A 13,932-nucleotide genomic window follows, 5' to 3' on the forward strand; every position below is an offset into this window, starting at 1 on the left:
GACGCGTCAGCCTTCCGTCGCGTCGCCGGCGTTCGTGCCCTCGGTGGCGTAGCCGTCGGCGCGCCCCGCCGCGGCGAGGCCCAGCTTGCGGATGAGACGCGTGGCGACGAGCTGCTCCTCGCCGTCGAGGCCCGCGACCGCCTCGCGGATGGCCGCGGCGTGCTCGGGGAATACGCGGCGGACGAACGCGGTACCCTCGTCGGTGAGCACGGCGTAGCGGGCCCGCCGGTCCTCCAGGCAGGCGTCGCGGCGCACGAAGCCGCGGCGCTCGAGTCGGTCGACCAGGTACGTCACGCCGCCGCTCGAGACGAGCAGCTTGCGCTGCACCTCGCCGAGGAGCAGCGGGCCTTTGTGGTAGAGCGCCTCGAGCACGCCGAACTCGGCGAGGGTCATCCCGTACTGGGCGATGTGCTCGCTCGCGCGGTCGGTGATCGCGGCGTGCGCGCGCGAGAGCACGACCCACAGCTTCAGCGCGTCGCGCTCGTGGGCGCCGACGTCGGGCTCGGAGAGGCGTCGAGGGGTGGCGGTCATCGTGTCGAAAGATAGCTCACCGCCGAGACTCCGGCACGAGTGACCCGCGTCACCGAAAGCCCCCGTCGTCGGCGTCGCGATGGCACGAGGGTCGCCAAGCGCGCCGTCCCGCGAGCCGCGGGCGGTCACCGGCTCCCGAACTGATCGACCAGACGACCGCGTCGACATTTCAGGAGGACCGTCGTGAGTCATCGTGCAAGAGCTGCCGCAGTCGCCACCGTCGTTCGTTTCGTTCCGCTGGTGCTGCTCGCCGGGGCGCTCGCGTGCTCGACCGACCAGCGCTCGATCACCGCGCCGTCGGACGCCGCTCGGCTCGACAAGAACAAGAGGAACCTCCCGTCCGCGCCGCAGAGCGTGCAGGCGACGGCGGGCGATGCGCAGGCCACGGTCGCGTGGCAGCCGCCGAGAAGCACCGGCACGAGCGCGCTCGTGAGCTACACCGTGACGTCGTCGCCGGGCGGCATCACGGCGACCGTGGCCGCGTCGGCGACCACTGCCACCGTCGCGGGGCTCACGAACGGCACGACGTACACGTTCACCGTGGTCGCGACGAACGCGTCCGGCTCTGGTCCCGCGTCGAGCCCGTCGAATGCGGTGACGCCGAAGGCCGCGACCGCGCCTAACGCGTCGCCGACGGCGACGATCAGCGCGCCGACGAGCGGCGCGAGCGTCGCGCAGGGCGCGAGCGTGACGTTCACCGGCGCCGGCAGCGATCCGGAGGACGGCGCGCTCTCCGGTGCGTCGCTCGTCTGGACGAGCTCCATCAACGGGCAGATCGGCACCGGCACGTCGTTCAGCACGACGACGCTCTCGGCGGGCACGCACACCATCACGCTCACCGCGACCGACTCGAAGGGCGCGAAAGGGAGCGCGACCGTGACCATCACGGTGACCGCGTCGGCGCCGGCGCCGAGCGCGCGTTGGGTGAGCGGGTACTACGTCGGCTATCAGCGGTCGCTGTACCCCGAGACGAGCGTCGACTTCACGTACATGACGCACGTCATCGTCGGCGCCGCGGAGCCGACGGGGAGCGGCGCGGGGCTCGACACGACGTTCTTCATCGACAACACGAACGGCCCGAAGATGGCGCGCAACCTCACCGCACGGGCGCACTCCTTCGGCCGCAAGGCAATCATGATGCTCGGCGGCGCGGGCTGGCACAATCAGCTCGTCACCGCGACGAACTCGACGTACCGCGCGGCGTTCGTGTCGAACCTCGTGAAGGCGATGAACGCGTTCGGCTTCGACGGCATCGACGTCGACTGGGAGCCGGTGAACAGCGCCGACGAGCCGCAGGCCCTGCAGTTCCTGAAGGATCTGCGCGCGGCGAAGCCGGGGATCATCATCACGTTCCCCGTCGGCTGGGTGAACGCGAACTTCGGTCTGTCCGACACCTTCGCTGCGCAGATCGCGCCGTACGTCGATCAGATCAACGTCATGTCGTATCAGATGGCCGACAACTGGGGCGGCTGGCTGAGCTGGCACTCCGCGGCGCTGTACGGCGAGGCCGCCAACCACCCGAGCTCCGTGTCGAGCAGCGTGCGCGCGTACGTCGCTGTCGGCGTGCCGGCGGCGAAGCTCGGCGTGGGCATCGGCGCGTACGGCTCGTGCTGGAGCGGCACGAACGCGGTGCTGCAGACGCTCGGCTCGACCGCCGGTGTCGTGGCGAGCGACAACGTGATGAGCTACGCGAACATCATGAGCTCGTACTACTCGTCGACGGCCTACAAGTGGGACGCGACGGCACAGATGGGCTACCTGAGCTTCGCGTCGGCGACCGGGCCGCAGGGGTGCACGATGGTCTCCTACGAGGATCCGCAGTCGGTGAGCGCGAAGGGCGCCTATGCGAAGAGCCAGGGCCTCGGCGGCGCCATCGTCTGGACGATCGGCCAGGGGCACCTGACTACGGCCGCGGCCGGTCAGCAGGACCCGCTCCTGCAAGCGCTGTACGGCGCCATGCAGTAGCGCGCCGCGTCTCGCGGCACACGCCGGCGCCCGCCGGCGGGCGTGGACGACCCGGAGCGATCGGCGTCGTCCGCGTCCGCCGGCGGGCGTGTTAGGCCCCTAACGCGACGAATCTCGCGCGTGCGTGACCTGGGCCACACACCGCGGGAGCTCGCATGACAATCAAGGCCGCGATCGGGTAAGACTTCGTGACCCACCCGTCACGATGGCACGTGCGTCGCCAAGGCGCCGCACGCGAGCCGCCTGCGGTCGCCGGCTCCTCCGGAGTCTGTCGACAGTCGACCGCGTCGAACCCCCGGAGGAAAGGCGTGCATCACCGTATCAGCAGAGCAGCCGTAGCCGTGCGTGCGATCGTCACCACCATCTCCTCGGCGCTCGTTCTCGCGGCGCTGGCGTGCAGCAGCGATACGGACGCGTCGCGCGTGCTCGAGCCGTCGTCGCCGCGTCTCGCGACCGGCACCGTTCAGGCGCCGTCGGCGCCGCAGAGCGTGACGGCGACGGCCGGCAACACGTCGGCCACGGTGACGTGGCAGGCGCCCGCGAGCTCGGGCACGTACGCCATCGAGTACTACCGCGTCGTGGCGTCGCCGAGCGGCAAGGCGCTGTTCGTCGCGGCGTCGCAGCTCAAGACGACGATGACGGGGCTGACCAACGGCACGACGTACACGTTCGTCGTGTACGCGGTCACGGTCCACGACGCCGCCGGCACCCGCTACTGGAGCCCCGCCTCGGCGCCGTCGAACGCGGTGACGCCGCCGGGCACGACGACGACGAACCAGGCGCCCACCGCATCGATCTCGGCGCCGACGAGCGGCGCGACATACACGCAGGGCGCGAGCGTGACGTTCACCGGCGCCGGCACGGATCCGGAGGACGGCGCGCTCTCCGGTGCGTCGCTCGTCTGGACGAGCTCCATCAACGGCCAGATCGGCACCGGCACGTCGTTCAGCACCACGACGCTCTCCGCCGGCACGCACACCATCACGCTCACCGCGACCGACTCGAAGGGCGCGAAGGGGACGGTCACGCGCTCGATCACGATCAACGCGCCGACGCCGCCGCCGACCACGAGCTCGCGCTGGCTGACGGGCTACTACGTCGGCTATCAGCGCTCGCTGTATCCCGAGACGAGCGTCGACTTCACGTACATGACGCACATCGTCGTGGGCGCGGCGCTGCCGACCGGAACGGGCGCGGGGCTCGACACGGCGTTCTTCATCGACAACGTCAACGGCCCGCGCATGGCCCGCAATCTCACGGCGCGCGCGCACTCCTTCGGCCGCAAGGCGATCATGATGCTCGGCGGCGCGGGCTGGCACAATCAGCTCGTCACCGCGACGAACTCGACGTACCGCGCGGCGTTCGTGTCGAACCTCGTGAAGGCGATGAACGCGTTCGGCTTCGACGGCATCGACGTCGACTGGGAGCCGATCAACACCGCCGACAAGCCCGTCGTGCTGCAGTTCCTGAAGGATCTGCGCGCGGCGAAGCCCGGGCTCATCATCACGTTCCCCGCGGGCTGGGTGAACACGAACTTCGGCGCCGACGCGTGGTACGCGCAGGTGGCGCCGCTGGTCGACCAGTTCAACCTCATGACGTACCAGATGGCCGACAACTGGGGCGGCTGGGTGAGCTGGCACCAGGGCGCGCTGACGGGCCACGCCGGCAACCACCCGAGCTCCATCGCCGGGTCGGCGAGCGCGTACGTCAGCGCCGGCGTGCCGGCGTCGAAGATCGGCATCGGGGCGGGCACCTACGGCTCGTGCTGGCAGGGCGTGAGCACGATGTACGCGACGATCGACAACACGCCGGCGTCGGTGACCGCGAGCGACAACGCGATGAGCTACGCGAACATCATGAGCTCGTACTACAACTCCACGGCGTACAAGTGGGATGCCGCGGCCCAGGCTGGGTACCTCAGCTTCGCGGTGCCGACGGGGCCGCAGCAGTGCACGCTGGTCTCGTACGAGGATCCGCGCTCGCTGACGGCGAAGGGGTCGTACGTGAAGAGCCAGGGGCTGGGCGGCGCGATCGTGTGGACCGTGCAGCAGGGGCACGTGCCGACCGCCGCGGCCGGCCAGCAGGATCCGCTGCTGCAGGCGCTGTACACGTCGATGCAGTAGGTCGTTCGCGCGACATCGCGCGACATCGCGCGATATGGCGCGACGCGGGCGCTCCGGGACTGCCGGGGCGCCCGCGTCGCGTTAGGCATCTATCGATCGTTAGGCAGGCGGCTCGGCGTGGCGCAGCGCCGACACGGGAGCGCACGTGTCGCACGCGCGCCACACGTGCTCGCGTTGTTACCGCGCGAATGACCGGGGCGTCATAACGGCGCCACCGAGTCGACCGGTGGGGGGAAGCGATCGAGCGTTGACGCACGCGCTCGGCGCCCCGACGCAGCCGTTGTCGTGCAGTACGTCGTACGGCAGGAACAGGCAGCGTCTCGGCGGCGCCCGGAACGGTCCGGCGCCGCAGGACGCCTGGTCATGCGTGTCGCCTCGCGGCCCTCGTCGGGCCGGCGCCATCGGGCGCTCGATCGGTCGAGACCAACGTCACCGATCGCGGCACGTCGCAACATCGGAGGATCGTCGTGCCTCATCGTCGAGTCGCAGCAGCCGTCGTTCGCACATCTGCGCACGCCGTCGCGCTCACCGCGCTCGTCGCCCTGGCCGCGTGCGGCCCGGACGGCCACACGCTCACCGCGCCCACCACGTCGGCGAGCGCCGAGAAGGCGTCGCGCGTGCTGCCGTCCGCACCGCAGAGCGTGCAGGCGACGGCGGGGGACGCGCAGGCCACGGTCGCGTGGCAGCCGCCGACGAGCAGCGGCACGAGCGCGCTCGCGAGCTACACCGTGACGTCGTCGCCAGGCGGCATCAAGGTCACCGTGACGGCGCCGACGACCGCCGCCACCGTCACGGGGCTGACGAACGGCACCAAGTACACGTTCACCGTCGTCGCGACCAACGCGTCGGGCAGCGGGCCCGCGTCGTCGCGCTCGAACGCCGTGACGCCGAAGGCCCTGACGGTGCCTAACGCCGCGCCGACGGCGACGATCAGCGCGCCGACCAGCGGCGCGAGCGTCGCGCAGGGCGCGAGCGTGACGTTCACCGGCGCCGGCACGGATCCGGAGGACGGCACGCTCTCCGGTGCGTCGCTCGTCTGGACGAGCTCCATCAACGGGCAGATCGGCACCGGCGCGTCGTTCAGCACCACGACGCTCTCGGCGGGCACGCACACCATCACGCTGAAGGCGACCGACTCGAAGGGTGCGAGCGTCACGACGACGCGCTCCATCACGGTCGTCGCGCCGACCACCACCGCGCCGGCGCCGGCGCCGAGCAGCCGGTGGGTCAGCGGCTACTACACCGGGTACCAGCGCGATCTCTACCCCGAGACGAGCGTCGACTTCACGTACATGACGCACGTCATCGTCGGCGCTGCGCTGCCCAAGTCGGCGGGCGGCGTGGACACCGCGTTCTTCGTCGACAACGTGAACGGGCCGAAGATGGCGCGGAACCTCACGGCGCGTGCCCACCAGTACGGTCGCAAGGCGATCATGATGCTCGGCGGCGACGGCTTCCACAGCCAGCTCGTGAGCGCCACGTCGTCGACGTACCGGGCCACGTTCGTCGCGAACCTCGTGAAGGTCGTGAACACGCTCGGCTTCGACGGCATCGACGTGGACTGGGAGCCGGTGGACGACGTGGACAAGCCGGCCGTGCTGCAGTTCCTGAAGGACCTCCGCGCGGCGAAGCCCGGGATCATCCTCACGTTCCCGGTCGGCTGGGTGAACACGAACTTCGGCGCCGACCCGTGGTACGCGCAGCTCGCGCCGCTCGTCGACCAGTTCAACATGATGACGTACGGCATGGCCGATAACTGGGGCGGCTGGACGAGCTGGCACCAGGCCGCGCTGTCGGGCGAGGCGGGCAACCATCCGAGCTCCATCGCCGGGTCGGCGAAGGCGTACATCCAGGCCGGCGTGCCCGCGGCGAAGATCGGCGTCGGCGTCGGCTCCTACGGCTCCTGCTGGCAGGGCGTGAGCTCCATGCTCGCGTCCATCGACGGCACGCCGGCGACCGTGACGGCGAACGACAACGACATGAGCTTCGCGAACATCATGAGCCTGTACTACAACTCGGCCGCATACCGATGGGACGCGACCGCGCAGGCGGGCTACCTCAGCTTCGCGTCGCCGACGGGCCCGAATCAGTGCACGATGATCTCGTACGAGGACGCGCGCTCGGTCGCCGCGAAGGGCGCCTACGTGAAGAGCGCGGGACTCGGCGGCGCGATCGTGTGGACGATCGGCGAGGGGCATCTCCCGAGCGCGGCAAGTGGTCAGCAGGACCCGTTGCTGCAGGCGCTGTTCGGCGCGATGCAGTGACCGACGCTCGGCCGTGACATGACAGCGACGGACGCCGCGAGGCCTCGCGGCGTCCGTCGCGTTTCTGTGCCCGGGATCACCGGCCGGCGCGATTCGGCCTGGTGACAGAGCGGGGGCGTCGTGACATACTTCGCCCGCCTTTCCCGCCATTGTTCGGTCCGCCGTGTGCCCTCGCCGGCGCCGGCCGCGAGCCGCACGAGCGCCTCTGCAGTCGACGTCCGCCGACGCCGTCGTCCACCGCTGCACCGGCCGGCCGCCGCCCGGTCCCCCGCCGCACCGCCGCTGCCACCGGCGCGGTCGGCCTCCTTCCCGCGGCGACCGTCACCACGCACAGGAGGAACGTCGTGCCCCATCGCGCATGGGCCGGACCCGCTCGCGCCGCATCCGCGCTGCTGCTGCTCCTCGGCGCGCTCGCCTGCTCGCCCGACGGCGGGCCCGCCGTCACGTCGCCGCGCGAGCGCGCCAGTCTGACCCAGGGAGTGGCGGCCAGCGCGACGCCCGGGGCGGCCTTCACCTGGACGTGCACCGCCGCCGGGCTCAAGCCGCGCCAGTGCGCGTTCGACGGGAGCACGAGCACCGCGAGCGCGACGGGCGTCGCGATCGTCTCGTACACGTGGACCTGGGGCGACGGTCGCTCCGAGACGAAGCAAGTGCCGACGACGAAGAACACATGGCCGAGCACCGGCGTGTACACGGTGACGCTCACCGTGACGGACGCGAAGGGACTGACCGGGTCCGTGTCGAAGCAGGTGCCCGTCGGCGTGGCCGCGCCGACGAATCAGCCGCCGACGGCCGCGATCTCCGCGCCGGCGAACAACGCCACGTTCGCGCAGGGCTCGACCGTGACGTTCACGGGCGCCGGGGCGGACCCCGAAGACGGCGTGCTGTCGGGCGCGTCGCTCGTGTGGACCAGCTCCCGGGACGGCCAGCTCGGCACCGGTGCGTCGCTCACGAAGACGACGCTCACCGTGGGCGCGCATACGATCACGCTGACTGCCACCGACTCGAAGGGCGCGACGGCCACCGCGACGCGGTCGATCACGATCACCGCCGCGCCACCGCCGCCCCCGCCGCCGAGCGGGCGGTGGATGACCGGCTACTACGCCGGCTACCAGCAGGCGGAGTACCCGGTGGCGAACGTCGACTTCTCGTACATCACGCACCTCATCGTCGCAGCGGCACAGCCGAACTTCAGCGGCGGGTTGGACACGCACTTCTACGTCGACCCGGTGAACGGGCCGATCATGGCGAAGGCGCTCACGACGCGCGCGCACGCGGCGGGGCGTAAGGCGATCATGATGATCGGCGGCGACGGCTGGCACGCGCAGCTCGTGAGCGCGACGTCGAGCGCGAACCGCACGAAGTTCATCACGAACCTCGTCGCCGCGATGAACGCCCTCGGCTTCGACGGCGTGGACGTCGACTGGGAGCCGATCGACGCGGCGGACAAGCCGCGCGTGCTGCAGCTGCTGAGGGACATCCGCGCGGCGAAGCCGAACGCGATCATCACGTTCCCGGTGGGGTGGCTCAACACGAACTTCCCCGGCGACGCCGACCCCTGGTACGCCCAGGTCGCCCCGCTCGTCGACCAGATGAACGTGATGAGCTACGAGATGGCCGACAACTGGGGCGGCTGGGTGAGCTGGCACTCCAGCGCGCTGTTCGGCAGCGCGGGCAACCGACCGAGCTCGGTCTCCAGCACGATCGCCATGTACCACGGGCTCGGCATCCCGCTCTCGAAGCTCGGAGCGGGGATCGGGGCGTACGGCTCGTGCTGGCAGGGGGTGAGCACCATGCTCACGAACATCGACAACACGCCGGCGACGGTCGTGGCGAGCGACAACGACATGAGCTTCACGAACATCATGACGCTGTACTACAAGGCGAGCGCGTATCGGTGGGACGCGACCGCGCAGGTCGGGTACCTCAGCTTCTCGTCGCCAACGGGGCCGGACCGTTGTACAATGGTGTCCTACGACGATCCGCAATCCGTTGCCGCCAAGGGCGCGTACGTGAAGAGCCAGGGTGTCGGCGGCGCGATGATGTGGACGATCAATCAGCAGTACCTGCCGAACGCCGCCGCCGGCCAGCGCGACCCCCTCCTCCGCGCGGCGTACACCGCCATGCAGTGAGCCGGGCATCGTCGGCGCCCACCGTCCATCAGAGTCGAGGGTAGTTTCGTGTCTCTTCGCGCCTCGTCGGCCGCGGTGCGCGCCGCGGCGACGCTGCTCCTCCTCGGGGCGCAGGGGTGTCTGTCCGACCACTCGTCCGCCGCCGTCGGGCCCGAGGAGCCGTCGCCCCCGGGCCCGGTGTCGGCGGGCGAGCGCTGGGTCACCGGCTACTACGTCGGCTACCAGCGCGAGCTGTACCCGGAGACCGCCGTCGACTTCACGAATCTCACGCACATCGTGGTCGGCGCGGCGATCCCGACGCCCGCGGGCGGCGTGGAGACCCATTTCTTCATCGACGACGTGAACGGGCCGGTGATGGCGAAGGCGCTCACGGCCCGCGCGCACGCGGCGGGCCGCAAGGCCATCGTCATGATCGGCGGCGACGGGTTCCACGACCAGCTCGCGAGCGCGGCGTCGACTGCGAACCGCGCGCGCTTCGTCGCGAACCTCGTGCAGACCATGAACACCCTCGGCTTCGACGGGGTCGACGTCGACTGGGAGCCGGTGGACGACGCGGACAAGCCGGTGGTGCTGCAGTTCCTGAAGGATCTGCGCGCCGCGAAGCCGGGGATGGTGATCACGTTCCCGGCGGGATGGGTGAACACGAACTTCGGCGCCGACGCGTGGTATGCGCAGCTCGCGCCGCTCGTCGACCAGTTCAACCTCATGACGTACGAGATGGCCGACAACTGGGGCGGCTGGGTGAGCTGGCACTTCGCGGCGCTCTCCGGCGAGGCCGGCAACCGCCCGAGCTCCATCGCCGGTACGGTGGCCGCCTATCGGCGCATCGGCGTGCCCGCCGCGAAGCTCGGCGTCGGTGTCGGCGCGTACGGCTCCTGCTGGCAGGGCGTCTCCACCATGCTGCAGCCGCTCGACGGCACCCGCGCGGGGGTCGTCGCCGGAGACAACGACATCTCGTACGCGCACATCGTCGGGAGCTACTACAACGCGACCGCGTATCGGTGGGACAGCACGGCGCACGCGAGCTATCTGAGCTACGCCACGGCGACGGGGCCCGCGCGGTGCACGATGATCTCCTACGAGGACCCCCGCTCGGTGGCCGACAAGGCGGCGTACGTGCGGAGCCAGGGCCTCGGCGGCGTGATGATGTGGACGATCAACGAGCAGCACGTCCCATCGGCGGCGAGCGGGCAGCAGGATCCGCTGCTGCGCGCCGCGTACGGCGCACTCTTCCCGTAGCGCAGGACGCAACCGAATGCTGCGCGGACGGTAGGCGGATCCTATATTCGGTCCGCCCTCCCTTCTCTGCCGCCCGGGTCCCGTTGGACATCTCGGACCCCGCGCGCCGGCCACGCCGTTCGCCGAAGATGCGTCAGCAGTCCCCCTCCCCCCGCCGTACCCGTCGTGCGCTCGCGCGGCGCATCGTCCCCCTCGCCTTGGTCGTCGCCGCCGCCGCGATCGCGGCGTGCCGCGTGGGCGACGCGGAGGAACGGAGCGACGGCACCCTCCGTGAGACCGCCGCCGACTCGCAGCCCGCGCGCTTCGCGATCGACGCGTCGACGCGCTTCCCGATCTCGCGGTACATCTACGGGATCAACGGCTACGGTGCACCACACGACTCCAGCGCGCCGGAGTGGCCGAGTGGTGTGACGCTGAGCCGCTTCGGCGGCAACCGGCTGACCGCGTACAACTGGGAGAACAACGCGAGCAACGCGGGGCGCGACTGGAACTACCAGAACGACGACTACCTCGGCGGCGGCACGACGCCTGGCGAGGCGGTGCGCGTGCGTGTGGACGGCGCGGCGGCACGCGGTGCGGGCACGATCGTCACGGTGCCGATGATCGGCTACGTGGCGCGCGACATGGACGAGACGAGCGTGGGCACCGACCCCACAACGCTACATGCGCGCCTCGCGGCGCGGTTCGTCCGGAGCCTCCCGAGCAAGCGTGGGACGCTCGCGCTCGCGCCCGACGTGGACGACAGCGCGGTGTACCAGGACGAGTTCGTGTACTGGCTCACCCACCGCGCGCCGCGCGTGGCGCGCAGCGATACGACCCCGCTGTTCTTCGCGCTCGACAACGAGCCGGACGTGTGGGGCGCGACGCACGAGGAGATCATGCCGAAGGTCGGCGGCAAGATGGCGACGCTGACGTACGACGAGTTCATCGATCGGACGATCTCGTACGCGCGCGCCGTCAAGGCGGTCGCCCCCGACGCGCTCGTGTTCGGGCCCGGCACCGCGACGTGGACCGGCGCAACGACGTTCGCTCGCTACCCCACCCCGGACCCGAAGTACGGTCGGCAGGACTTCCTCGACGTGTACCTCGACCGCATGCGCGACGCGGAGCGCGCCGGCGGCCGGCGCCTGCTCGACGTGCTCGACCTCCACTGGTATCCCGAGATCCAGGTCGACGGCTCGAAGATCGACGACGACATGGCGACGCAGACGCCCGCCATGGTGCAGGCGCGCCTGCAGGCGCCGCGGTCGCTATGGGACTCGACGTACGACGAGAAGAGCTGGGTGAGCGGCGTGCGGGGCGGGCCGATCCGGCTGCTGCCGCTGCTGCGCGAGAAGATCGCGGCCCACTACCCGGGGACGAAGATCGCCATCTCGGAGTACTTCTACGGCCGCGGGGGCGACATCTCCGGCGGCATCGCGCAGGCCGACGTGTTAGGCATCTTCGGGCGCGAGGGTGTGTTCGCCGCGACGCTCTGGCCGACCGCGAACACGGCGGCGGTGCCGTACGGCGGCAACGCGGACCGCGCCTACCGCTACATCGTGGGCGCGTTCCGGATGTACCGCGACTACGACGGCCGCGGCGGCGGGTTCGGCGGCGTGGGGCTCGCGGCGCACACGTCCACGCCGCGCACGACGTCGGTCTACGCGAGCACCGACGACGGCGACGCGTCGCGTGTGGTGCTGGTCGCGATCAACAAGCTCGCGCGGCCGCGGCCCGCTGTGATCGAGGTCGCCGGCGTCAGCGGCTGGCGCACGATGGAGGTCTACACGTTGACGGCCGACGCGCCCGGCCCACAACGGGCCGCGGTCGTGCCGCTCGACGGCGGCAGCGCGGTGCCCTACACGATGCCGCCGCTGAGCGTGAGCACGCTCGTGCTGCGTCGCTGACGCGCGCGATGCTCCGCGTCGCGGCTCAGCGCGACGCGGATCGCAGCTCCGGGCGCGCCGCCATCACGCGCGACGCATCGCGCTCCGCCCGCCGTGCCCGCACGTAGCGCGCGAGCGAGCGCACGCGGCCGCCCAACGACCCCGCGTGCGTACCGACGCCGGAGAAGTACTGGAGCCCGTAGACGAACGTGGCGCCCGCGATCGCCACGCGTTCCGCGCCGAGTGTGGCAAGGGCGAGCGAGGCGCCCATGGCGAGCCACGCGAGCGCGCGCCCGAAGCGCGGCGCGAGCGCGCTGGCGAGCAGCATCGGGCGCGACGCGGGATTCATGAGGAACAGGAAGCGCCACGGGTTCGCCCACGTCGCCTGCGGGTGCTTCTGCCAGACGCGCATGTCGGCCACGCCGTACGCCGCGGAACGGCGCATCCACGCGCTCGTGCTGCGGTGGTCCGAGGCGCTCAGCGCGGTCGCGCCATCGGCGAACGCGAGCTCGCAGCCGGCGAGGTCGAGGCGCACACCGAGCTCCGCGTCCTCGGAGAGCCGGAACGCCGGGTCGAAGCCGCCGACGGCGAAGTACTCGGCGCGCGCGAACGAGACGTTGCCGGTATAGAGGTTCGTGCCGCGCAGCGCGACGCGGCCGGCGCGCACGTTCCGCTCGAGCTTCTCGAACAGGTACATGTGGCAGCGCTCGAACAGCGGCTGCGTCTCCGCCGACTCGATGCGGATGCGGCCGAGGACCACGCGCCGCGTGCCGGGGGGATGGGCCGCGAGGTGTTCGGCGAGGAACGTCGGTGCGACATGCATGTCGTCGTCGACGATCACGACGAGATCGCCCCGCGCCTGCCCCAACGCGCGGTGGCGAGCCGCCGCCGGCCCCGCGTTAGGCTGCGTGAGCGCTCGCAGCACGTACGGCAGCCCGAGCGCCTCGAGCTGCAGCGCGACCGGCTCCGCGGATCCGTCGTCGACGACGACGACCTCGAAGCGGTCGGGCCCGATCGTCTGCGTCGCGAGCTCGCCGAGGAGGCGTGCGACGGAGTCGGCGCGGTTGTACGTCGCGATGACGACGCTCACCGCCGGCGTGGGGGCGGTGGTCATGTCGCCGGAGATTGGCTGGCGGGGTCGCGGAGACGGTCGTGCCGACGGCGCGGCGGCGCGTCTTCGCCCATGATGCCGATGACCTCGCCCCGCGGGCCGGCCACGCGCGCGTTAGGCGGCACGTCGCGCGTGACCACGGCGCCGGCGCCGACGAACGCGCCGTCGCCGATGGTGACGCCCGGCAGGATCGTCGCGCACGCGCCGATCCAGACGCCGTCGCCGATGGTTACCGGCGCGTGATAGATGTCGCCCGCGCGCTGGGTGCTCGGCCCCATCTCGTGGTTCGTCGTGATGATGACGACGTGGTGGCCCAACGCGCAGTGCGCGCCGATGCGGACCGGCGCGTTCAGCTCGATGTGTGCGGGCGAGTTGATGAACGTGCGCGTGCCGACGGAGAGGCGCTCGTAGATGTTCCCCGTGCCCCAGAGCGTGAGCGGCCCGGCGACGCGCACACGTGGCGCGACGTCGAAGCCCGCGAGGCGGTACAGCGTGCCACGGACGACGTTGAACGCGCCGAACGGGATCCGACGCTCGAGCACGCGGGCGAGCGCGAGGCGCGGGTGCAGCTCCTCGCGCTGCGCGGCGAGGTACTGCCGCACGCGGGCCCACCGGCCGGGCACCGCGCGCGCAGCGTCGCGGTCGACAGGCGCCGCCGGGGGCGCGGATGGCCCGGCCAGCCGCGAGGTCGACATCGAG

At 71.3% G+C, this 13,932-nt stretch carries 9 protein-coding genes; 6 read left to right on the forward strand and 3 right to left on the reverse strand.

Annotated features, from left to right (window positions below):
* Window positions 1–6: 6 nt before the first annotated feature.
* Entirely contained in the window at window positions 7–531 is a 525-nt protein-coding gene (locus tag J421_RS00580) for a MarR family winged helix-turn-helix transcriptional regulator (RefSeq protein WP_025409211.1), read from the reverse strand.
* Between the two features lie 183 nt (window positions 532–714).
* Here J421_RS00580 and J421_RS00585 point away from each other — a divergent pair, with 183 nt between their 5' ends.
* The 6 genes from J421_RS00585 to J421_RS00610 all read left to right on the forward strand — a co-directional run bounded on the left by J421_RS00585 (window position 715) and on the right by J421_RS00610 (window position 12,143).
* The gene (locus tag J421_RS00585) at window positions 715–2,496 is read left to right on the forward strand and encodes a glycosyl hydrolase family 18 protein (RefSeq protein WP_104022089.1); all 1,782 of its coding nucleotides are present in this window, start codon (window positions 715–717) and stop codon (window positions 2,494–2,496) included.
* A gap of 341 nt (window positions 2,497–2,837) precedes the next feature.
* Complete coding sequence (locus tag J421_RS00590; protein ID WP_025409213.1) at window positions 2,838–4,619, forward strand: glycosyl hydrolase family 18 protein; 1,782 nt, start codon at window positions 2,838–2,840, stop codon at window positions 4,617–4,619.
* A gap of 467 nt (window positions 4,620–5,086) precedes the next feature.
* Window positions 5,087–6,883 (forward strand): glycosyl hydrolase family 18 protein, encoded by a 1,797-nt coding sequence (locus tag J421_RS00595; protein ID WP_025409214.1) that lies wholly within the window; start codon window positions 5,087–5,089, stop codon window positions 6,881–6,883.
* A gap of 344 nt (window positions 6,884–7,227) precedes the next feature.
* Window positions 7,228–9,015: a glycosyl hydrolase family 18 protein gene (locus J421_RS00600; protein WP_025409215.1), complete on the forward strand. Its 1,788-nt coding sequence runs from the start codon at window positions 7,228–7,230 to the stop codon at window positions 9,013–9,015.
* Between the two features lie 48 nt (window positions 9,016–9,063).
* Window positions 9,064–10,254 carry a glycoside hydrolase family 18 protein gene (locus J421_RS00605; RefSeq protein WP_158508617.1) on the forward strand — a complete coding sequence of 397 codons (1,191 nt, stop codon included), beginning with the start codon at window positions 9,064–9,066 and terminating at the stop codon, window positions 10,252–10,254.
* A gap of 128 nt (window positions 10,255–10,382) precedes the next feature.
* Window positions 10,383–12,143, forward strand: coding sequence for a glycoside hydrolase family 44 protein (locus J421_RS00610; RefSeq protein WP_104022092.1), 1,761 nt, complete (start codon window positions 10,383–10,385; stop codon window positions 12,141–12,143).
* Between the two features lie 25 nt (window positions 12,144–12,168).
* Here J421_RS00610 and epsD read toward each other — a convergent pair whose 3' ends face one another.
* Both epsD and J421_RS34465 read right to left on the reverse strand, forming a co-directional pair.
* Window positions 12,169–13,236, reverse strand: a complete 1,068-nt coding sequence (epsD, locus tag J421_RS00615) for an exopolysaccharide biosynthesis glycosyltransferase EpsD (RefSeq protein WP_025409218.1) — start codon at window positions 13,234–13,236, stop codon at window positions 12,169–12,171.
* Entirely contained in the window at window positions 13,233–13,928 is a 696-nt protein-coding gene (locus tag J421_RS34465; protein WP_312845228.1) for an acyltransferase, read from the reverse strand. The genes epsD and J421_RS34465 overlap by 4 nt, the downstream gene beginning before the upstream one ends.
* Window positions 13,929–13,932: the final 4 nt, after the last annotated feature.

The organism is Gemmatirosa kalamazoonensis, from assembly GCF_000522985.1.
Taxonomy (GTDB): domain Bacteria; phylum Gemmatimonadota; class Gemmatimonadetes; order Gemmatimonadales; family Gemmatimonadaceae; genus Gemmatirosa; species Gemmatirosa kalamazoonensis.